This window comes from Iodobacter sp. CM08, assembly GCF_033446605.1.
Lineage (GTDB): Bacteria > Pseudomonadota > Gammaproteobacteria > Burkholderiales > Chitinibacteraceae > Iodobacter.
On sequence record NZ_JAWQUO010000022.1, the window covers coordinates 31,250 to 52,148 of the forward strand.

18 protein-coding genes are annotated in these 20,899 nt (G+C 48.6%); 7 read left to right on the plus strand and 11 right to left on the minus strand.

Annotated features, from left to right (window positions below):
* Positions 1 to 20: 20 nt before the first annotated feature.
* Together ubiD and R6242_RS13740 are read left to right on the plus strand one after the other, a co-directional pair.
* Complete coding sequence (gene ubiD, locus R6242_RS13735; protein WP_293932684.1) at positions 21 to 1,544, plus strand: 4-hydroxy-3-polyprenylbenzoate decarboxylase; 1,524 nt, start codon at positions 21 to 23, stop codon at positions 1,542 to 1,544.
* A gap of 51 nt (positions 1,545 to 1,595) precedes the next feature.
* Positions 1,596 to 2,411 carry a CheR family methyltransferase gene (locus R6242_RS13740; protein WP_318427681.1) on the plus strand — a complete coding sequence of 272 codons (816 nt, stop codon included), beginning with the start codon at positions 1,596 to 1,598 and terminating at the stop codon, positions 2,409 to 2,411.
* Positions 2,412 to 2,687: 276 nt separating this feature from the next.
* On the opposite strand, the gene R6242_RS13745 is transcribed toward R6242_RS13740, so the two are convergent.
* Positions 2,688 to 3,239, minus strand: a complete 552-nt coding sequence (locus R6242_RS13745) for a DJ-1 family glyoxalase III (protein ID WP_318427683.1) — start codon at positions 3,237 to 3,239, stop codon at positions 2,688 to 2,690.
* A gap of 77 nt (positions 3,240 to 3,316) precedes the next feature.
* Between R6242_RS13745 and R6242_RS13750 the strand changes: the two genes are divergently transcribed.
* Positions 3,317 to 4,267, plus strand: a complete 951-nt coding sequence (locus R6242_RS13750; protein WP_318427685.1) for a D-2-hydroxyacid dehydrogenase — start codon at positions 3,317 to 3,319, stop codon at positions 4,265 to 4,267.
* 6 nt (positions 4,268 to 4,273) lie between these two features.
* Here R6242_RS13750 and R6242_RS13755 read toward each other — a convergent pair whose 3' ends face one another.
* The 10 genes from R6242_RS13755 to R6242_RS13800 all read right to left on the minus strand — a co-directional run bounded on the left by R6242_RS13755 (position 4,274) and on the right by R6242_RS13800 (position 15,156).
* Positions 4,274 to 5,476 carry an EAL domain-containing response regulator gene (locus R6242_RS13755; RefSeq protein ID WP_318427687.1) on the minus strand — a complete coding sequence of 401 codons (1,203 nt, stop codon included), beginning with the start codon at positions 5,474 to 5,476 and terminating at the stop codon, positions 4,274 to 4,276.
* Positions 5,477 to 5,484: 8 nt separating this feature from the next.
* A complete protein-coding gene (locus tag R6242_RS13760) occupies positions 5,485 to 6,555 on the minus strand; it encodes a chemotaxis response regulator protein-glutamate methylesterase (RefSeq protein ID WP_318427690.1) in 1,071 nt (356 codons plus the stop codon).
* 4 nt (positions 6,556 to 6,559) lie between these two features.
* Complete coding sequence (locus R6242_RS13765; RefSeq protein WP_318427692.1) at positions 6,560 to 7,435, minus strand: CheR family methyltransferase; 876 nt, start codon at positions 7,433 to 7,435, stop codon at positions 6,560 to 6,562.
* Positions 7,435 to 7,971, minus strand: coding sequence for a chemotaxis protein CheW (locus R6242_RS13770; RefSeq protein ID WP_293932697.1), 537 nt, complete (start codon positions 7,969 to 7,971; stop codon positions 7,435 to 7,437). Before R6242_RS13770 ends, R6242_RS13765 begins: the two co-directional genes overlap by 1 nt.
* A gap of 45 nt (positions 7,972 to 8,016) precedes the next feature.
* Positions 8,017 to 9,672 carry a methyl-accepting chemotaxis protein gene (locus R6242_RS13775; protein ID WP_318427694.1) on the minus strand — a complete coding sequence of 552 codons (1,656 nt, stop codon included), beginning with the start codon at positions 9,670 to 9,672 and terminating at the stop codon, positions 8,017 to 8,019.
* A gap of 40 nt (positions 9,673 to 9,712) precedes the next feature.
* Positions 9,713 to 11,908, minus strand: a complete 2,196-nt coding sequence (locus R6242_RS13780) for a chemotaxis protein CheA (RefSeq protein WP_318427696.1) — start codon at positions 11,906 to 11,908, stop codon at positions 9,713 to 9,715.
* A complete protein-coding gene (locus tag R6242_RS13785) occupies positions 11,895 to 12,215 on the minus strand; it encodes an STAS domain-containing protein (protein WP_293932701.1) in 321 nt (106 codons plus the stop codon). Before R6242_RS13785 ends, R6242_RS13780 begins: the two co-directional genes overlap by 14 nt.
* Positions 12,216 to 12,226: 11 nt before the next feature.
* Positions 12,227 to 12,598, minus strand: coding sequence for a response regulator (locus tag R6242_RS13790; protein ID WP_318427699.1), 372 nt, complete (start codon positions 12,596 to 12,598; stop codon positions 12,227 to 12,229).
* 320 nt (positions 12,599 to 12,918) lie between these two features.
* Entirely contained in the window at positions 12,919 to 14,058 is a 1,140-nt protein-coding gene (locus R6242_RS13795; protein ID WP_318427701.1) for a methyl-accepting chemotaxis protein, read from the minus strand.
* A 366-nt stretch (positions 14,059 to 14,424) separates the two neighbouring features.
* Complete coding sequence (locus R6242_RS13800; RefSeq protein ID WP_318427703.1) at positions 14,425 to 15,156, minus strand: HAD family phosphatase; 732 nt, start codon at positions 15,154 to 15,156, stop codon at positions 14,425 to 14,427.
* A gap of 83 nt (positions 15,157 to 15,239) precedes the next feature.
* On the opposite strand from R6242_RS13800, the gene R6242_RS13805 reads away from it, so the two are divergent.
* From R6242_RS13805 to R6242_RS13820, 4 genes are all read left to right on the plus strand, one after another.
* Positions 15,240 to 15,620, plus strand: a complete 381-nt coding sequence (locus R6242_RS13805) for a YchJ family protein (protein WP_318427705.1) — start codon at positions 15,240 to 15,242, stop codon at positions 15,618 to 15,620.
* 498 nt (positions 15,621 to 16,118) lie between these two features.
* Positions 16,119 to 16,766 (plus strand): TetR/AcrR family transcriptional regulator, encoded by a 648-nt coding sequence (locus R6242_RS13810; protein ID WP_130104945.1) that lies wholly within the window; start codon positions 16,119 to 16,121, stop codon positions 16,764 to 16,766.
* 11 nt (positions 16,767 to 16,777) lie between these two features.
* A complete protein-coding gene (locus R6242_RS13815) occupies positions 16,778 to 19,327 on the plus strand; it encodes an acyl-CoA dehydrogenase (protein WP_318427707.1) in 2,550 nt (849 codons plus the stop codon).
* 231 nt (positions 19,328 to 19,558) lie between these two features.
* A complete protein-coding gene (locus R6242_RS13820; RefSeq protein ID WP_318427709.1) occupies positions 19,559 to 20,863 on the plus strand; it encodes an OmpP1/FadL family transporter in 1,305 nt (434 codons plus the stop codon).
* Positions 20,864 to 20,899: the final 36 nt, after the last annotated feature.

Consider the following 20,899-nt stretch of genomic DNA (forward strand, 5'->3'; position numbering starts at 1 on the left):
TTTTTTTATAGGTTTTCTTTATGCAATACCGTGATTTGCGTGATTTTATTGCTCAGCTGGAACAAAAAGGCGAATTAAAGCGGGTTACCGTGCCTGTTTCTCCCTACCTAGAAATGACAGAAATTTGTGATCGCACTTTGCGCAGCGAAGGCCCTGCAATACTGTTTGAAAATGTACCTGGCCATAGCATGCCGGTATTGGCCAATTTATTTGGTACGCCTACTCGGGTGGCTAATGGTATGGGGGCGGCAGATATTAGCGCCCTGCGTGAGATTGGCAAAACCTTGGCCTATCTAAAAGAGCCGGAGCCACCTAAGGGCTTACGCGATGCTTGGGATAAGCTGCCGCTGTTAAAGCAAGTCCTTAATATGTCACCCAAGGAAGTCAAACACGGCCCATGCCAAGAAGTGGTTTGGGAAGGGGCTGAGGTTGATTTAGCACGCATTCCCATCCAACACTGCTGGCCAGAAGACGCCGCCCCGCTGATTACTTGGGGCTTGGTGGTTACGCGTGGCCCCAATAAAAAACGCCAAAACTTAGGGATTTATCGCCAGCAGGTGATTAGCCGCAATCAAGTGATTATGCGTTGGTTAGCGCATCGCGGCGGTGCTTTGGATTTTCGTGAGCATGCACTGCAAAAGCCTGGCCAGCCGTTTCCGATTGCGGTGGTATTAGGCTGCGATCCGGCCACGATTCTTGGTGCGGTCACGCCTGTGCCTGATACCTTGTCGGAATATCAGTTTGCTGGCTTACTGCGGGGTTCAAAAACCGAGCTGGTGCAATGCATAGGCTCAGATTTGCAAGTACCTGCACGGGCAGAAATTATCTTAGAAGGGCATATTCAGCCCGCAGAACTAGGCTTTAGCGGTGTGAGCGAAGCGGGTATTCCGCTCAAAGAAGTAGGCGGCTATTTATACGCGTTGGAAGGCCCATATGGCGATCACACCGGTTACTACAATGAAAAGGATTGGTTTCCTGTATTTAGCCTAGAGCGCATCACCACGCGTAAAAATCCTATTTATCACAGTACCTATACCGGCAAGCCACCAGACGAGCCGGCCGTGCTTGGCGTGGCTTTAAATGAAGTATTTGTGCCAATCTTGCAAAAGCAATTTAGTGAAATTGCCGATTTCTATTTGCCGCCCGAAGGCTGCAGTTATCGGATGGCGATTGTTTCGATCAAAAAATCCTATCCTGGGCACGCTAAACGAGTGATGTTTGGGGTATGGTCATTTTTGCGGCAGTTTATGTACACCAAGTTTATTGTGGTGGTGGATGACGATATTGATATTCGGGATTGGAAAGAAGTCATTTGGGCTATTACCACTCGGATGGATCCGGTAAGGGACACCACCTTAGTAGAAAGTACGCCCATTGATTATCTAGACTTTGCCTCGCCTATATCGGGGCTGGGCGGAAAAATGGGCCTAGACGCCACCAATAAATGGCCTGGCGAAACCGATCGTGAGTGGGGCCGAACCATTTCGATGGATGATGCAGTTAAATCACGTATTGATGCTATTTGGTCTGATTTGGGGCTATAACGCTAGTATTGTATTTATTGTTTTTAAAGAAATTAAGCATAAAGGATGACCATGCTGCCGACACCTTCTCGTGAATTTCAATTTACGGAGCAAGACTTCGAAAAGGTGCGTAAGTTAATTTATAACTACGCAGGTATTGCCTTATCTCCTGCCAAGCAAGATATGGTTTATGGCCGTTTAGCTAAGCGTTTGCGCGCGTTGGGCTTACATTCATTTAATGATTATTTGCAGCTTTTAGAGCGTGGCAATAGTAAAGAATTTGAGTTGTTTACTAATTCTTTAACCACTAATCTCACCTCGTTTTTTAGGGAAGCGCATCATTTCCCTATTTTGGCTGAGCATTTGCTGGCGCACCGCTCTGCAGGCACATTAAATGTTTGGTCCTCGGCCTCTAGCACGGGGGAAGAGCCATACAGTATCGCAATGACGGCTTGTGAAGCGTTTGATAGCATGCGTCCCCCCGTGAAAGTCACGGCCACCGATTTAGATACCAATGTGCTGGAAACCGGCCGCTTAGGGATTTATGCCGGAGAAGAAGTCGAGCGGATGGGGCCGCAAAGGGTAAAACGCTTTTTTGATAAGTTGGCGGATGGCCGCTATCAAGCCAAACAAGAATTACGCGATATGATTTCGTTTAAGCGGCTAAATTTAGTTGAAGCAACTTGGACCATTCGTGGCCCCTATGATGTGATCTTTTGCCGCAATGTGATGATTTATTTTGATAAGCCAACCCAGCTTAAAATCTTAGAGCGCTTTGCGCCGCAAATGAAATCTTCAGGTTTATTAGTGGTCGGCCATTCAGAAAACCTATACCACGCTGCACAGTTGTTTAAATTACGCGGTAAAACGGTGTATGAATTGGCTTAATGAGCTAAAGCAATTAAAAACCCACAAGCATATTGTGGGTTTTTAATTTAGGGCGGTTGACTCACTACGGCTCTCGTCCACGAAAACCACTCAGCACACGAAAAAATGAAATAGCAGGGCCTAATCTCGGCGTAGGGCGGGTGAAACCCGCGAGCGATGCTGAAGAAATACGCGGGTTTCACCCGCCCTACGATATTTATAATGAAATTGAGCAAAAGACATAATCAGACAAGTTGATGCGTATATAGGGTTTAATCTGGATGTATCAATCCATTTTTAATCAAATAGCATTTCTGTGCGTAATGCTTGGGCAATGGCCTCTCCTTTGATTTGGCGGACTAGCTCAAAAGCAAATGCCGCTGCCGTGCCCGGCCCTCTAGATGTGGTGATGAGTCCATCTACAACCACATCACCGCCACTGATAATTGCACCTGCCGTCAGTAATGGGGCTTCGCAACCAGGAAAACAGGTGGCTTTGTTTTCTCTCAGGAGGTCTGCTTTGGCTAACACCATCGGGGCCGCGCAAATGGCGGCAATGGGGCGGCCTGCGGCAAAATGCGCTTTGAGCCGGCTGATAAGCTCTGCAGAGGCCATCATTGCCTGTGTGCCTGGCCCCCCACCAGGTAGCACTAACATCTGTGCTTCACTGCCTGCTTGTTGAAGGATTAAATCGGCCTCTATGGTGATTTGATGTGCACCCGTTACTGCGGTATGGTCGGCCACAGCAATCAGGCGGGTATTGATATTTGCTCTACGCAGAATATCAACCACGGTTACTAATTCTATTTCTTCAAAACCTTGGGCAAGAAAGATATCGACTTGATGCATGGTTTTTTTACCTTTATAGAAAATGTAAGTATTCTGCTATTTATGCCTCTTGCGCACGTTTTTATATGGGATTATTTATGCTGCCACGAATTGTATTTTTAGATCGGGATTCATTACCCCTTACTTTACTCCCCTTAAAAGCCAAACATCAATGGCAGGAATATGCCAATACGGCAGCAGCAGATGTGGCAGGGCGATTACACAATGCAGAGATTGCGATTAGCAATAAAGTGCCGATTAATGCGGCCACTATTGCAGCTTGCCCAAATTTAAAACTGATTGCCGTTGCCGCAACAGGCTATAACCAAATTGATTTAGCGGCGTGTAAAGCGCGGGGAATACGCGTTTGTAATATTCGTGATTATGCTTTATCAGGTGTTCCTGAGCATGCCTTAATGCTGATGCTGGCCTTGCGCCGACAATTACTCGCTTATCGCTTGGATGTACTGGCAGGCAAATGGCAACAAGCGCAAAGCTTTTGCCATTTTGCCGCGCCTATCCATGATTTAGCTGGCAGCACCTTGGTGATCATTGGTTCCGGCGCATTAGGGCAAGCGATGGCGGGCTTGGCAAGGGCTTTAGGTATGCAAGTGTTATTTGCTGATAGAAAAAACGCGAGCGAAACACGAGAAGGTTATGTGGCATTTAATCAAGCTTTGGCACTGGCTGATATTGTTAGCCTGCATTGCCCGCTGAATGCAGACACCCGCCATTTAATTGCTGAGGCTGAATTAGCCTTAATGAAAAGCGATGCGGTGTTAATTAATACGGCAAGAGGTGGCTTGGTGGATGAGGCGGCGTTATTAAGTGCTTTACAGGCTGGGCGTTTAGGCGGGGCAGGCTTAGATGTGTTGATTGAGGAGCCTCCACGAAACGGCAATATTTTATTGGATATTGAATTACCCAATTTAATAATTACCCCGCATATTGCATGGGCAGGGCGCTTTACCATGCAGCAATTGGCAGATCAGCTGATGGCTAATATTGATGCGTTTTTAGCGGGTGAGGCTAAAAATATTTTGGTTTGATTGGAGCTACTGAGATTGCCACGAGGCAATCCAGGCTAAAACTTTTTCTTCAGGAATAGGCCTGCTAATAAAATAGCCTTGGGCAATATCGCAGCCCAAGGCTGATAATTGATTCCAATCTTCTTCTGTTTCAACGCCTTCTGCGACCACTTTTAGATTAAGGCGTTGGCTCATAGAAATAGCAGAAGTCAAAATGGCCAATTTTTTTTGGCTATGCACTGCGCCATGTACAAATTCCTTATCAATTTTGATTTCGGTAAAGGGGCAGCGGGATAACTGCTTCATTGAAGAATACCCCGTACCGTAATCATCCATCGCCACGCCAAAGCCTTTGATCCTTAATCTTGCTAAAGCCCCTAAAAAGGTGGCGAGATTCGACATCAAAGTGGTTTCCGTAACTTCTACGATAATAAACCTGCTATCAAGGCCTTTTGCTTCAACGATAGCCTGCATAGCATCTACCAGCTCGGCACGGTCTAACAAAGGCACGGGTAAATTAATGGAGCAATGAATACCACTGGCCACGGTATGCAGGGTTTTTAACATATCGCAGCTTGCGCTGAGTAGCTCATAAAAAAAGCGCAGGGCTAATTCTCCGTGCTCCACATGATGAATAAAGGCAATCGGGGGCAGCACGCCGTGTATAGGATGTAGCCAACGCGCCAGCGCTTCAAATCCTATGAGTTTTTTATCGACAATCGTCACTTTGGGTTGAAAGTAAAGACGTAATTCGCGTGCTTCCATGGCAATAGCGACGTCATCGGCGCTAAAGTTAAAGAGTGGCCACGCGGTACTGCTGGCGTGTAAGTCTGGATCGGACTTTTCTAGTAGTTTACAGATAGACTCAAGCGTGAGCGGTTTGGGCATCACGGCTAATAATTCTAGACTAGAGGCATCTGCAATGCCCTGTACGGCATCGAGTACATCTCGTGGCACTGCGCTCATCACGGAAATAAAATATTGTTTTGATGCCTTGGCTAAGCAGCCGAGTAATTCAATGCCATCCATGCCGGGCATGCTGAGGTCGGTCAGAATAAAATCAACCTGCTCTAGTGTTTGCAAAATATCCAGTGCCTCTTTACCGTCTTGCGCCTCATAGACTTGGGCAAAGCCAACTTCCTTGAGATATTCAACGGCAACGAAGCGATGGATTTGGGAGTCATCAACCACCAGTGCAATGCGATTTCGCCATTTTTCTAAATGAGACATGGTGAGTTTTAACTCCGTAGTGATGCCAGTGTTTGCCCAATCTGTGTCAGCGAAACAACTTCATCCACGCCGCCATGGACGATGGCTTCTTTGGGCATGCCAAATACCACGCAACTTTTTTCATCTTGGGCCAAGGTGCGTGCGCCTGCATCGTGCATTTCACGCATGCCGCGTGCGCCATCATCGCCCATTCCGGTCATGATGACGCCCAATGCATTACTACCCGCGCTGATGGCGACTGAGCGAAACAATACATCCACCGATGGGCGGTGCCGAGAAACCAGTGGGCCGTCTTTTACCTCGGCGATATATTGAGCTCCGCTGCGTTTGACCAGCAAATGCCGCCCGCCAGGTGCAATCAACACAAGGCCTGGCATCAGCCTGTCGCCATTTTTTGCTTCAAGCACCTCTACTGCCGATATACGGTTTAAGCGCTCGGCAAAGGCGCGGGTAAATTGCTCAGGCATATGCTGTACCACCACCACCGCAGGGCAGTTGGTGGGTAATTTAGGCAGTAGAAACTCCAGTGCTTGGGTGCCGCCAGTAGAGGTGCCCAGTGCAATGAGTTTATCGGTTGTGCGAAACATTGCCTTGCCTGATGGCGCGCCCAGCATGGCGTCGGCGGTGAGCTTAGGCGCGGGCACGTGAGTGCTATTTGATACTGGCCGCATGGCCCCCATTTTTGCAGCGGCAGCGGCGCGCACTTCCTGGACTAAATCATTGCCTATGTCTTGCAAAAAGGCTTTGAGATTAATGGTGGGTTTGGTCACGATAGACACCGCGCCAGCCGACATGGCATCCATGGTGATATCGGCTCCTTTTTCGGTAAGGGATGAGCAGATAACAACAGGAGTGGGGCGCTCGGCCATAATGCGGCGTAGAAAGGTGAGACCATCCATGCGGGGCATTTCAATATCTAACACAATTACATCAGGCCAATGCATTTTCATTCTTTGCATGGCAAAAATGGGATCTGGTACAGCGGCAAGCACCTTAATATCACGGGCGGCGCCAAGCACCTGAGTCAGGATCTCCCTCACTACAGCAGAATCATCAACAATTAAAACATTAATGGCCATAGGGTCACCGGCGTGGGTTAAATGGTGGGTTTACGCGATAGCGTGAAGGCCCTTCCATAACCAAGGGTAGTTCTTTATTACGGATTGTTTCGGCATGGCTAATTAATAAATGCCCGCCATTGATAATCTTAGGGCATAAATTGGCAAGTACTTTTAATTTAGTGTCTTCATTAAAATAAATAAGCACATTACGTAAAAAAATAATATCAAAACCTGCTTGTTGAAACGTATCGCTCTGCAGCAAATTTAAATTAAAAAAGTTAATGCGCTTGATTAATTGGGGAACCATGCGAACTTGGCCGCTGTACTCATCACGGCCACGCAAAAAGTATTTTTGCCATAAATGAGGCGGGGTTTTTTTAGCGCGCTCTACTGGGTAAATGCCTCGTTTGGCAAATGCGGTGACGCGTGTGTTGATATCAGAGGCAAATAGCTGCCAATTGCCATCGATGCCTAGCGCTTCGGCTAGCACTATCGCAATCGTATAGGCTTCTTCCCCTGTGGAGCAGGCGGCAGACCATATTTTGAGGTGGCGCTTGCCATGCTTGGCTAGCTCAATGGCGTGGTGCTGTAGCCAAGTAAAATGATCGGGTTCACGGAAAAAATAGGTTTCATTGGTAGAAAGCAGGTTAATGGCTCTTTGCCGCTCTGCGGCCCCATTGGGTTGTTGCAATCGTCGCCAATAATCACTGAAGCTATTTAGCTCCAGCTCGCGTAATCGAACCGATAATCTGGATTGAATCAATGCCCGCTTGCTTGGCGGCATATCAATGCCTGCTTCGGAAAAAATAAAATGGCGAAACTGCTCGAACTCCGCTGTGTTAAGGGTGGGGGCTGCATCAAATTGATTGTGCTCTGCTTTTGAAGCCGCTTCTGTCATTAAGCCACCTCGGTGTCATCGGCAAAATGCAGCTGCATCACGGATTCGGCCATGGCACTGAGTTCGGCCACCGATAGCGCGCGTTGCACATTCAGTAAAATGGCAAAACGGTCCTCAATGGTGGCGATGCCTTGGATAAAATCGCCACGAATCCGCGCGCCAAAGGTGGGGGTGGGGTCAATATCCTCCATGGGAATTTCTAATACCTCGCACACGGCATCCAGCAAGATGCCCACCTCAGAATATCCTTCTAGCCCGGGGAGCGAGAGAATTGCCACGCAGGTGGATGGCTTAAGCACCGTTAGTTCGCGGCCAAACCGCACAGAGAGATCAATCACTGGCACCACCGAGCCGCGCAGATTAATAATGCCCCGTACAAAATTGGGCATCATGGGGACGTGGGTAATGCCTTCAAATTCGATGATTTCTCGGATGAAGTTAATCTGGATGCCAAATAAATCTTCGCCCAAAATAAAGGTAACGCAGTGAAACTTGTTTGCGTGCTTTGCATCGCTAGGATCAAGACGCTCTTTCATGATTTTTTCTCCTTAGGCCTGCCGTTACTCACCGCTGCGCCAGTCCTAGTACTTGCTGAACTTATCGTCATCTACATCATCATCGAGGTCTTCATCGTAGTGCGTGGAAGGGGCCGCTGCGATCACCTTGCGTATGGGCGAATAGGCACTGCTGCGACGGCTACTTTTGCTACCACGCAGATTGAATTGCTGCAGTAACTCTTGCAGTTGCATGGCCGTGGCGCTGAGCTCTTCTGAGGTGGAGCTTAGCTCTTCAGCAGAAGCAGCAGAGGATTGCATTCCCCCATTGATTTGGGTAACCGCACCATTAATCTGATCAATACCAGTGCGCTGCTCACGCGATGCGGCGGAGATTTCTTGCACTAAGGTTGCCGTTTGATCGATACCAGGCAGCATTTCTTGCAGCAAAGTGCCGGCACGCTCGGCAACCCCAACAGATCTACCGGCTAAATCGCCGATTTCCTTAGCGGCCACTTGGGAGCGCTCGGCCAATTTACGCACTTCAACCGCTACGGTGGCAAAGCCCTTGCCATGCTCGCCTGCGCGGGCGGCTTCAATGGCGGCATTGATGGCGAGTAAATCGGTTTTGTTAGCAATATCATTGATGACGGTGATGCGCGAGGCGATTTCTTTCATGGCGTGCACCATATCGCTGACCGCTTTGCCGCCTTCGGTGGCGCTACCCGCAGATTTAGAAGCAATGCTTTCCGTGACCCGCGCGTTATCTGCATTTTGGGTCACTGTAGCGGTCATTTCTTCGATTGAAGCGCTGGTTTCTTCTACGCTAGCGGCAAGCTCGGATGAGGTTTGCGATAGGGAATTTGCCGAGGAGGAAACCTGCTCTGAGGCGCTGGTAATGGCATTGGCCATCGAGCCAATTTCTGTAAGCGTGCCAGATAGGCGGTGGGTCATGCCCTTGATGGAGGCCAGCAGGCTGGAATCATCATTGGCGCTTAGGCGGATCGGCACGGCTAAATCACCATCAGAAACACGGGCCACAATGCTCATGGCGTAGGATGGATCGCCCCCCAATTGGCGCTGGATGCTACGGGTGACTAAGAGTGCTAGAAATATCCCAAGCAAAATGGCTACGCTAGATACAAAGGCGATTTCCTTTACCGTGCCTTCAAAGGTTTTTTTACTTTGGCTGAGTGCTTCGTCCGCTAGTTTGCTATTGATATCTACTAGCTCGGTGAGGATGTCATCTGATTTATCAAATATGGGCCTTGCTTTTTTGGAGAGCATTTCGGTTGCGATTTTGTTTTCTTTGCCGTCCCCGTTATCCGCATAGGAGTGTTGCATGACTTCTTTGGCGGCTTCTTTATAGGGAATCCATGAGGCATCAAAACGCTTGAGTGCTTCGGTTTCTGGCGGGGTAAGTTCGGTTTTGCGGTATTTGTCGATCAGCCGACCCATCTCCGCTTCATACTTCACCATGCGTGCTTCGGTGGCATCCATCTCGCTGCGGTTGTTTTCCAATACGTAGCGATAGAAGGCGCGGTTGTGATACACCGCAAGAATATTGGCATTGGCAAGGTCTTTTACGGGGGTAAGTTGATTGGCGTGCATATCGCCAATCAAATCATTGGTTTTACTGGTGGAGGAATAACCTAGAAATGCCACCCCCAGTAGTAGTGCCAGCACGGTAATAAATGAAACAATCAGCTTGCTGCTTACTTTCCAACTATGAAACCAGTTCATGACTATCTCCTAGCGAGATTAAATAGCGTGGGGGCGGGCCTTAGTGTTTTTCCAAAACGGCGGCATCGGTGTGCTGGCGAATAAAGCGCCGCTCTCGTCGCCATGCGTGTTGAATAAGTTGTGGGATATCCAGTACCAGCGCGGGCTTGCCACTGCCCAAAATGGTGGAGCCACTGATACCACGTAGCGATTTAAAAATATCCCCTAAGGGCTTGATCACGGCTTGTAATTCGCCGATCAGACGATCCACCACAATGCCCGCACGGTTTTCGCCGTAATGCACAATCACGATAAATTCTGGGCTGTGCGCTGCGGGTAAGCCAAACAGCTCACGTAGCGAGATAAACGGCAGCCAGTCACCACGTAAATTAATTTGCCTAGTGTTGTGATTCATGGCTTCTGGCGGCAAATCGACGCACTCAATCATCATATCTAGCGGCATCACCAGCGCTGAGTTCTCTACCTCAACGTGGAAGCCATCGATAATTGCTAAGGTAAGCGGCAGCCGTAGCCGGAAGGTAGAGCCTATTCCTGGGCGGGAATGGATTTCTATTTCGCCGCGCAAAGATTCGATATTGCGCTTTACCACATCCATGCCCACGCCACGGCCAGATAAATCACTGACGGCATCGGCGGTTGAAAAACCAGGCAGAAAAATCAGCTGCAAGATTTCTTGATCAGAAAGCTGGCGCTCATCGTTGATCAGGGATCGCTCTATGGCTTTGCCGAGCACTTTTTCACGATTAATCCCCGCGCCATCATCACTGACTTCCACCACTACCGAGCCCGCATCGTGATAGGCATTCAGCGTAACGGTGCCTACTTCTGGCTTATTGGCCGCTAGGCGTTGCGCTGCGGATTCTAAGCCATGGTCTACCGCATTGCGGATAATATGCATCAGTGGATCGGTAAGCTTTTCTACCATTGATTTATCGACTTCGGTGTCTGCCCCTTTGATCTCAAGGTGGATGGCTTTGCCGAGTTGCTTAGAGGTTTCGCGCACCATGCGTGGGAAGCGGCTGAAAATTTCGTCTACCGGCACCATGCGTAAGGTCAGCGCATCATCACGGATGCTTTCTACCAAGGTATTGATGATGGCGACGGATTCAATCAGCTCGGCATCGCCGCGTTGCTGTGCAATCAGCTTGGTGCCCGATGCGGCAATCACCAGCTCCCCTACGCGATTAATCAGCCGATCGAGCTTGGCGGTTTCAATGCGGATGGATTGGCTTTCGGTTCTAGGGGCTTTTGCCATTTTGCTGCTGGTGCTGGCTTGCTCTGTGCTGGCTGGGGCTTGCTCTGTGGTGCTGGCACTTTTAGCGATGGGGTCTTCGGCAAGGGTGAAGCTGCCGCTTTTTACTTGCATTGCTTCTTGGTTACTTAAGGCTTGCCTTTCGCACCAGCGGGAGAGCTGATCGGCGATTTCTTCGCCTCTTTGTGCGTGTAGCTGCTCGGCCAGCTCACGATAAAGTGCTAATGGGGCGTGGGGAGGGAGGATGCCGATAAGGCTATCTTCTTTAACAAAATCAAAAGTGCCATTGATTTTATCCGCCGAGGCATCTGACTCCATGCTAATTTCAAAACCAATAAAGCATTCAGTAGGGTCAAAAAGCTGCATGGCGGGCCAAGTACGCCAGACCGTTTCAATATGCTTAATGGAACAAAAACCTTGTAAGTAATGTAGGAAAGAAAGCGGATCGAATCCAAAGCGAAAGGTGTCGGGATGAAAACGTAAAGAAAGCTGCCAGAGCGGTGAGACGGCATGGGGCGAAGTTTGTGGGGCAAGCGGTTCGGCTTCGATCTGTGGAGTGCTTACTGCTTTTGGAAGCGCTACCCCAGTTTGAACGGCTTGATATTGATGTAGGCTTTCTAGTAGCGGTATCCCTTCGGGCAGATCATCTAAGGCCAGTGCTTCGCTGCCTGCGCTGGTTAAGAGCAAGCGGCGTAAGTGATCATTGCTGGCGAGTAGCAGCGAAACTAACTCATCGCTTAAGGCCAGTTGATTGCTACGCAAGCGTTCTAATACGTTTTCGACGACGTGGGCAAATCTAACCAAGGCCTCTAGCCCAAAAATGCCGCCAGAGCCTTTAATGGTATGGGCGGTACGAAATAGTAAGTTGTAAGTTTCAGTGCAGGGCGGGTAGGCAATAGGATCAAGCAGGGCGGTTTCAAGCGCATCGCATAGCTCGTCAGCTTCTTCAAAAAAGATCAGCCTTGCTTTACTAAGATCCATCATGGCTGGCCTCTGTGGGCAGGCTTGAGCACACCGTTACGCCTAGGTATTGCAGGGTGTGCTTCATGGCAGGGTCTAGGGTGAAGAGTGCAATGCTCTTGCCTGCGTTCATCGCTTCAGCCTGCAAAATAGCCAGCAATTGCGCGCCGCAGCCATCTAGTTCACTGACTTCAGACAGATCAAGCATGACTTCTTCGTGATTGAGTAAGCTGAGTAAATCATCTTGGACATCGGCTGCATTAAATATCGTAAGCTCGCCTTGTAGTCGGGCCAAGGTCTGGCCATTTTGGTGCTCTAGCAGTAGTGACATGGTGCGCTCGCTTAGGGTTGAATCAGCTTGGATACCGCATCGAGTAATTTAGCGGGCTCAAAAGGTTTAACAATCCAAGCTTTGGCACCTGCCTCTTTGCCTTGTTGCTTTTTATCATCGGCTGATTCGGTGGTCAGCATAATCACTGGCACATAGCGATGCGCCGCTTGCTCTTTTAGTTTTTTTAGAAAGGTGATGCCATCCATGCCCGGCATATTTACATCAGAAATAATCAGATTAACGCGCTGCCCTGTTAGCTTACTTAGCCCCTCATTACCATCTTTGGCTTCAATCACCTCATAGCCCGCCCCGTTTAGGGTAATGGAAACGGTTGCTCGCATGCTGGCTGAGTCATCTAGTATCAAAATCGTTTTTTTTGCCATGGTAGTTAAGCCATCGTTATAAAAAGCGGGTAGACAAGATAAGAGTGGTTTTTTGTAAGCGTTTTTTGAGCTAAATGGTGTGTGTGCTTAGGCAATAATTACATTAGTTAGGTTTAGCACTCCCTGTGTCAGTGTCAATCAGAATTCAATAGCCGATGTTAAGCCACTACCTTGGCAAGAGCGTTTTGCGCCACGAAAACCACCACCAAACCTGTTGCCCTCCGCGTAGAGGCGCAGCAAGCCACACCCCAATATGTGTGGGGTTTTGCGTGTTAAGGGGCTGCCATCAAACCAAACCGCAAGTTGCAATCCCTATGGACTTAAAAGAATTCGGGTTCCCCAGCGGCGGTGCTCGGCTGGGCTGACGAGCCACCGTGCAATGCAGCTTGCTCTTGGGTGGAGTAAGTACTGCGTAATCGGGCCAGCCAGTCTGTGACGGATAGCGGGGGGGGGGAATCTGCAGGGGCACTGAGTAGGGCGGCTAAGTAATCTTCTAAGTGGCTTAAGTCTTGCTCAACATGAGCCATCATCTGGCACACCCTATCTTGGAACTGTAGTGCGACTAAGGTTTGGTTCAGCTCTTGTTCAACTTTATTGCCCTGAGCTTGCAAGTTGCTATTGACCTGCGCCATTTTTTGCGTAGCAATGGTGAAGTCAGAAAGAGATGCGTCGAGTAAATGCAAGGCCTCTCCTATTTGCTGGGATTCACTGGCATTGATGCTGGCGGCTTTTGTACCTGCGTCCCGCAAGGCGTGATCGATGGCGGCTACTTTGATCGACATCTGCTTGCCGGTCTCCGCCGAAAGTGTCGAGAGTTTGCGAACTTCATCGGCCACTACGGCAAAGCCTCGGCCTGCTTCACCCGCCCGCGCGGCTTCAATGGCAGCATTGAGTGCAAGTAAATTGGTTTGATTGGCAATAGCCGCCACGCCTTTTGCCATGGAGTCTAGCTCGGTGGAGAAATTGGCAAGGCTGGTCACTTGATTAATCAGCTCTTCGCGGTGGGTGGATGTTTGAGCAAGGATATGAGCAAGACTGCTGGTGCGTTCACGCACATGCTCAATCAATTGGCTCAGTTTGGGCTGGCTGCTGTGCTTATCATCAGATTCGCCACGTGACTCACGAATGGTGGCGCGCAAGTCGACTGCAATGTCTCTAAGGGTGAGGCCAAGTTGATTTCCTGCGTCTTCAGATTGCCGTCGGGCTAGTTCGATATTGCCCCGCCATATGGGTGCCACGGCGGTGAGTAGATGGGGAAGTGGCGCTGGTTCGGTACTGCGCCTATCTACGGCTGGCTCAATGGCGCGGTTTGGTTGGGCTTGGGCGAGGCGAGTAAGGAGTATGCCGATGGGCAGATAAAGGGCCGCTAGCCATGGCAAATTGAGTATTCCAGCAATCACAATGGCTAATGTTGCACTGAGCAGATTGCACCCGTTCCATAAATATCTGTGCATTTTCATTTGTGAATAGCCTTGATATTGATGTGTCTTAAAAACTCAATATAGGGCGGTGATTTAGATAAAACAAAAAAGAGCGCTTGCTTGCAGATTTATATAAGAGTGTTTACGGGGGGACTGAGGAAGGGGAGTGAGGCCGAGGGCGACTTATACGTAGTGAATAACAAGTTTTCATAAATTTTAAACGGGCTAAAAACGTCACCCCCGAGTGCTTTTGCCGGGGAGCCAGTCGCGTCATTCCCACCTACGTGGGTGTGACGCTGCTGATGTGAGTAATACACGATAACTTATGACGTAGTACTTACACATTAAACTGCTTAGCTGGATCTGTGCTTAACAGCCTGCCGGTTTGACGCGGCAAGCTTTTGCTTAGCGAGCTTGTGTTAGCAAATCTCTTGCTTCGCTTAAGGAACTTAAGATGGGGATGTTGAGCGCTAAAGAGTGACGCGAAGGGGGGCGTAAGTCGGGGATCATAATGACTTTGCAGCCAGCCTGGTGGGCCGCTTGCACGCCAAAATCGGAGTCCTCTAATACGACGCACGATTCAGTAGGAAAATTAAATGCGGCGGCGGCTTTTTGGTAAATTTCAGGCGCGGGCTTAGGGTGGGTGACTTCATCCCCACAAATGGCAAAGTGAAAGCGCGACCAAAGGCCCGCTGCACGTAAATGATGCTCTGCAATGCTGCGCCGTGTGGAGGTGCAAACGGCTTTAGGAATATTGTTTTCTTCTAGCCAGCTTAAAATATCATTCAATCCTGGCCGGTGAGCAATCGGCTCTTGGGTGCGTTCCATATACAGCTTATGGCAAGCCGCGCGTAATTCATCTATGGGCGCTGTGGAGCCAAGATGCTCAAGTAAATAAGCATCGGTTTTGCTGTAATGCATACCAATCATGCCAATGGCTAAGGCACGCGGCATATCCACGCTTAGCGCAGTGGCTGCTTCCATCCAGCATTCAATACCGATGCTTTCCGTGTCTAACATCAGCCCATCCATATCAAAAAGGGCGGCAAGTGGTTTAGAAGTTAAATACATGCGGTGGCCGATAGAAGAGCTGAAAACGCTTATTTTACGCCAGTTGCTAAGTCTTGACCGCTGCATTATTACGCTAGTCAGAACATGGATTAGCTAATCTTCAAGTATGATGTGCAGCTATTTTAATCGCGCTTGGTACGGGAGTATGAATGCTGAAAGAGAATGGCTGCCCTTGTGAAAGCGGGCGCGTATACGCTGATTGCTGTGCGCCTTGGCATCAGGGCACAGCAGCCACTACACCTGAGCAATTAATGCGTTCGCGTTATAGTGCTTTTGTTTTGGGCTTACATGATTATTTATTGGCAACTTGGCACGCTACAACTCGGCCAGAAACCCTGGTAGATGAAGAGCCGGTGCGCTGGCTAGGTTTAAAAATTAAGCAAGCGCATGTTAATGGTGTAAATGGCGAGGTGGAATTTATTGCGCGTTACAAAATTGCGGGCAAGGCTTGGAAATTGCATGAGCGCAGCCGCTTTGTTTATGAAGAGGGCCGTTGGTATTACCTAGATGGCGAGATGCTGAATACTTAATAGAGGCTAATTTAGGCAAACGCACTGCGTGATCTACGGGGTTTGGATTGTGCTATTGCCATGCAAAAAACCATGCGGGGCGGGTGCAACCTTTGATTGATGCTGAAAAAAACGCGGCTTGCACCCGCCCAACGAAAAACAAACCTCTTTGAAAAATAGTATTGAATCATGGCATTCATCTGCGTTGATGCTTAGGGGCGCAAGCAAGCAGCGCCTCTAGGGTCTGTTGACGTTTCATTCACGGCTGCGTTGGCTGCAGTTTTGGGGCTGAACAAGGCAACAGACCCTAGCTATTTGTGGTTTTTCAAGTATTTGTAGATGGTATTTTTTAGACACTGCAGAGCAAAAAAAGCGCTGAAGTGTTGCATTGTGAGGCGGAAGATCTAGGGGTTTTCCGCTATTTTTACGTCTTGGCTTGACAATAAAGTCAACTTCTTATAATTTCAAACGGTCGTTTGAAATTGTTTTAAATCAACTACACCCAGCAGGAGTCGTAACGTGGTCGAATCGGTCAAGGCGCAAGATACAGCAAACCGCATTTTAGATGCAGCCGAGCCTCTTTTTGTAGAACACGGCTTTGATGCCACTTCAATGCGCATGATTACGCAATCGGCCCGAGTCAATATTGCGGCAGTTAATTATTATTACCACTCTAAAGATGGTTTATTTCGCGCGGTATTTGAACGCCGCGCTGAGCCATTTGCCAGATTGCTATTAGGCAAGCTAGAGGAATTAGAGCAAAGCGTCGCTCAGCCAACGGCAGATCAAGTCGCAGAAGCATTTGTAATGGCTTCTTTAGAAATGGGAAGAAATCCAGAATACGGTGGTTTATTGTTTGTTCGCTTAGTGGCTCGTACATTTGTTGAGCCGCATCCAGAATTAAAAGCGACTATGCCACAGCGATATGGTGAATTAACGCGGCGGTATTTAGCGGCATTAGGGCGGGCTTTACCGCATCTGTCTGAATTAGAAGTGCAATGGCGTTTCCATTTTTTATCTAGTGCTATGTTTAATGCATTCGCTGGTAATAATGTTTTACGTTTATTTACCGAAAGCTCACTCGTCAATGCCCGTGATCCTGCATTGGTGGTTCGAATGTTAATGCCATTTATCCGTGCTGGCCTCAATGCGCCAGCAGCCCAATAAAGGAAACTGTCATGACTAACTTGTTGCTGCATGTATTTGTCATTCTAGGAGCATTTATGCTTCTGGCTTACTGGCGTGCTCCGCTCTGGCTCAGCTCTGTGCTGTTTTTAGGTGCAACTGCTGCTGGTGTACAAATCGGCGGTATGCCGATGTATTCTCTGATTGTTGTTGGCGTTGTTGTAGCGCTGATCAATATCAAACCGATACGCCGCGCATTGTTAACGGGCCCTATTTTTGGTGTCTTCCGCAAAATCACCCCTGCCATGTCGCAAACTGAGCAAGAAGCGGTGGATGCGGGCACGGTATGGTGGGATCGCGATTTATTCTCAGGCAAGCCTGATTTCGATCGCCTGCATGCTATTCCGCAAGCCACCTTAACGGCTGAAGAGCAAGCCTTCTTAGATGGCCCAACTGAGCAGCTGTGCGCGATGCTGGATGATTGGAAAATCTCCACCCAGCATAAAGATTTGCCGCCTGAAGCTTGGCAGTTTATTAAAGATAACGGTTTCTTGGGCATGATCATCAAGAAGCAATACGGTGGTAAAGAATTCAGCAATACGGCGCATGCCCGTGTTGTAACCAAGATTGCAACGCGCTCTGGCTCGGCGGCTGTATCCGTGATGGTGCCAAACTCCCTCGGGCCAGGCGAATTGCTGCAGCATTATGGTACCGATGAGCAAAAGAACTACTACCTGCCACGTTTAGCCAAGGGTATTGATATCCCTTGCTTTGCACTGACTAGCCCTGATGCCGGTTCAGATGCGGGTGGTATTCCTGACTTTGGTAAGGTTTGTCGTGGTAGCTACACCGATCCACGTACCGGTGCTTACCATGAAAATGTGTTGGGTATTCGCCTTTCTTGGGAAAAGCGTTATATCACACTGGGCCCAATCGCTACGGTGCTGGGTATGGCGTTCAAGCTGTATGACCCAGAGCATTTATTAAGCGAAAAAGAAGATATCGGTATTACCTGCGCGCTGATTCCTACTGAGCACGAAGGCGTACATATTGGCCGTCGCCATTACCCTGGCACAGCGGTATTCCAGAACGGCCCGAACTGGGGTAAAGACGTATTTATCCCTATGGATTGGGTGATTGGTGGCGCAGAGTACGTTGGCCAAGGCTGGCGCATGCTGGTTGAGTGCTTATCGGTAGGGCGTTGTATTTCTCTACCTGCCATGTCGGTAGCGTCAGGCATGGTGTCCTCTTACACCACCGGTGCTTACTCACGGATTCGTAATCAGTTTGGTTTATCGATTGGCCGCTTTGAAGGCGTGGACGAAGCGCTGGGCCGTATCGGTGGTATGACTTATCAGATGGATGCGGCACAACGCCTTGCGTTGGCTGGCCTTGATATGGGCGAAAAACCATCCGTGCTGTCAGGTATTCTGAAGTATCACAACACCGAGCGCATGCGTAAGGTGATTAACGATGCAATGGATGTGCACGGTGGCAAAGCGGTATGTACCGGCCCACGTAATTACCTTGCAGGTGCTTATGGTGCAATTCCGGTGGCCATTACGGTTGAAGGCGCAAACATCTTAACCCGCAGCATGATTATCTTTGGTCAGGGTGCAATTCGTTGCCATCCGTTTGTACTAACTGAATTACGCGCGGCAATGAATAAAGATTTACCTGCTTTTGATACCGCAGTAATTGGCCATATCGGCTTTGCGGTATCCAATGCAGTACGCGCTTTTGTGATGGGTTTGACGGGCGCAAAATTAGTTGGCTCACCAAAATCCGGTGCAATGGCGCAGCGTTATCGCAATGTAGTGCGTTTCTCTTCAGCTTTTGCATTCCTTGCTGATATGGGTATGGCCTCCCTTGGTGGTAGCTTGAAGTTCCGCGAAAAATTATCGGCGCGTTTGGGCGATATGTTGTCGGGTCTTTATATTGCGACTGCCGCATTGAAAAAATTCAATGATGATGGCGCACCCAAAGAAGACTTGCCACTGGTAGCTTGGGCGGTTGATTCGGCGCTATATGATTGTCAGGTCGCGATGGATGGCTTTATGGCTAATCATCCAAGCCGTGCGCTGGCATTGCTGATGCGCGTGCTGGTGTTCCCATTGGGCTTGAGCTTAAAAGCAGCAACAGATAGTGATGGCACTAAGATTGCACGTCTGTTGATGGAGCCATCAGTAGCCCGTGATCGCCTGACGCAATACATGTATCGCTCAAAAGACGAAAACGATCCTGTTGGCGTGCTAGAGCATGCATTGAAAGCGGTGATCGAGACTGAAGCGTTGGAAGGTAAGCTGCGCAACGCGCATCGCAAAGGTACTTTAAAGAGCATCACTTCAGGTGAGCGTTTGGCTGAGGCACTGAGCACAGGTTTGATTACAACGGCTGAATTTGCTGCTGTAGAGCGCGCTCGTCGCTTACGCCGTGAAGTGATTATGGTGGATGATTTTGATGCCACTTTGACATTCTCTGATGACAATGCCATTCATCGCGATATTTTAAACCAGCCTAAAGGCTTAGATATTGCGGCATCGCCTAAGGTGAATGCGGTGGAAAGTGTAAAAATAGCAACAGAAACTCGTCCAGTGTCATAAAAAAAGAGGGATTTCATCGGCGTGATGAAATCCCTAATGCGCTGAAACAGTTGTTTGAATAAAAATAAGCTTGCACCCACTTAGTGTCCTAAAATCGATAAAGCCCAAATGCGCGAGATGAGTAAGGGCAGCTTACCATCTGCGAAAGTGCCAAAGAGTACTTGGGGTTTGTTGCAATTTTATTGCTTAGGATAAAATCACAGGCCAATTGGCCGCCGTTGGAGATAGACGATGTCTGAGACTATTCGTATGGCAATTCGTACTTTAGGTGTGGCAAGCTTATTCATTGCAGGCAACGCCCTTGCTTCTGGTTATCACTTTGGTGTGCAAAGCGTCAGCTCGCAAGGCGTTGCCAATTCAAACGCTGCTGAGGCAGAAGACGCTACTGTCTTGTTTTACAACCCAGCAGGGATGACGCGTTTACCAGGCACCAATATCTCTGGTGCTTTGGTCGTAGTTGATCCACATATCAGCTTTTCTAATCTGAATGCGACCAATAGCCGCAAAAAAACTGTTACTGGAAATGATGGTGGCTCTCCAACCGCGCCAGTCTATGTTCCGCAAACCTATATGACACATCAGATTAATGATCAGTTGTTTGTTGGTTTGGCCATGTTTGTGCCATTTGGTGATAAAACAAATTTTGATGAAAAATGGATCGGTCGTTATAACGGCACCGACCTTGAGCTAATGACGTTAGCGCTTAATCCTTCGATTGCCTACAAGGTTAACGAGCAGTTTTCTGTTGGTGCAGGTGTCACGGCCCAATACATGAAAGCACGCTTTAAGAAAATGATTGATTTAGGCAAGCTAACCGTAGGCGGAAATCCTAGTCCGGCTCTTGATGGATCGATGGATTACGAAGGCGATAACTGGGCTTATGGCTTTAATCTGGGTGTCACTTGGAAGGTAGATGATAGTTTGCGCTTTGGTGCGGCTTATCGATCTAGCCTAAGCCATAGCCTGCAAGGTGATACTAAGTTTACCGTGCCGTCTGTTTTCCCTCCTGGTATTGCGGTGGCTGGAAAATTGCTTAATTCAAATGGTACGGTTGATTTAGAAACACCAGATTCATTTGCGATTAACTTTTATAAAAAATTAAATAGCCAATTTGCATTAACCGGTGATTGGACACATACCTGGCACTCTAAATTTCAAGATTTAATTCTGAAAACGGACGCTGGCTTTAATGCAGATATTGAACAAAAGTGGCGCGATACGGATCGCTTTTCTTTGGGTCTGAGTTATCAATATAACGATCCTTTGAAATTACGCTTTGGTTTGGCTTACGATCAATCGCCAGCAGATCAGGCGAAATATCGTATTGCTAACTTGCCAGACAGCGATCGCTATTGGTTCTCAACAGGGTTTAACTACGCAATAGATAAAAATATGTCAGTCGATGTGGCTTATACCTATGTGAAGTTTAAAGACTCAAGCATGGCGAATATTGATAGCAGCAATGCCGTAACAACGAATGCAGATATTTCTGCCTATGCCAATGTATTTGGTGCGCAATTGAACTACCGCTTCTGATTTTTGTTTATCCCTCCCCTTAGCGGGGGAGGTTTC

What these genes read in the sequence shown, in the direction of transcription:
- ubiD (WP_293932684.1), top strand. Translation starts at nt 21, where the DNA reads ATGCAATACCGTGATTTGCGTGATTTTATTGCTCAGCTGGAACAAAAA.
- R6242_RS13740 (WP_318427681.1), top strand. Translation starts at nt 1,596, where the DNA reads ATGCTGCCGACACCTTCTCGTGAATTTCAATTTACGGAGCAAGACTTC.
- R6242_RS13745 (WP_318427683.1), bottom strand. Translation starts at nt 3,239, where the DNA reads ATGCATCAAGTCGATATCTTTCTTGCCCAAGGTTTTGAAGAAATAGAA.
- R6242_RS13750 (WP_318427685.1), top strand. Translation starts at nt 3,317, where the DNA reads ATGCTGCCACGAATTGTATTTTTAGATCGGGATTCATTACCCCTTACT.
- R6242_RS13755 (WP_318427687.1), bottom strand. Translation starts at nt 5,476, where the DNA reads ATGTCTCATTTAGAAAAATGGCGAAATCGCATTGCACTGGTGGTTGAT.
- R6242_RS13760 (WP_318427690.1), bottom strand. Translation starts at nt 6,555, where the DNA reads ATGGCCATTAATGTTTTAATTGTTGATGATTCTGCTGTAGTGAGGGAG.
- R6242_RS13765 (WP_318427692.1), bottom strand. Translation starts at nt 7,435, where the DNA reads ATGACAGAAGCGGCTTCAAAAGCAGAGCACAATCAATTTGATGCAGCC.
- R6242_RS13770 (WP_293932697.1), bottom strand. Translation starts at nt 7,971, where the DNA reads ATGAAAGAGCGTCTTGATCCTAGCGATGCAAAGCACGCAAACAAGTTT.
- R6242_RS13775 (WP_318427694.1), bottom strand. Translation starts at nt 9,672, where the DNA reads ATGAACTGGTTTCATAGTTGGAAAGTAAGCAGCAAGCTGATTGTTTCA.
- R6242_RS13780 (WP_318427696.1), bottom strand. Translation starts at nt 11,908, where the DNA reads ATGATGGATCTTAGTAAAGCAAGGCTGATCTTTTTTGAAGAAGCTGAC.
- R6242_RS13785 (WP_293932701.1), bottom strand. Translation starts at nt 12,215, where the DNA reads ATGTCACTACTGCTAGAGCACCAAAATGGCCAGACCTTGGCCCGACTA.
- R6242_RS13790 (WP_318427699.1), bottom strand. Translation starts at nt 12,598, where the DNA reads ATGGCAAAAAAAACGATTTTGATACTAGATGACTCAGCCAGCATGCGA.
- R6242_RS13795 (WP_318427701.1), bottom strand. Translation starts at nt 14,058, where the DNA reads ATGAAAATGCACAGATATTTATGGAACGGGTGCAATCTGCTCAGTGCA.
- R6242_RS13800 (WP_318427703.1), bottom strand. Translation starts at nt 15,156, where the DNA reads ATGCAGCGGTCAAGACTTAGCAACTGGCGTAAAATAAGCGTTTTCAGC.
- R6242_RS13805 (WP_318427705.1), top strand. Translation starts at nt 15,240, where the DNA reads ATGCTGAAAGAGAATGGCTGCCCTTGTGAAAGCGGGCGCGTATACGCT.
- R6242_RS13815 (WP_318427707.1), top strand. Translation starts at nt 16,778, where the DNA reads ATGACTAACTTGTTGCTGCATGTATTTGTCATTCTAGGAGCATTTATG.
- R6242_RS13820 (WP_318427709.1), top strand. Translation starts at nt 19,559, where the DNA reads ATGTCTGAGACTATTCGTATGGCAATTCGTACTTTAGGTGTGGCAAGC.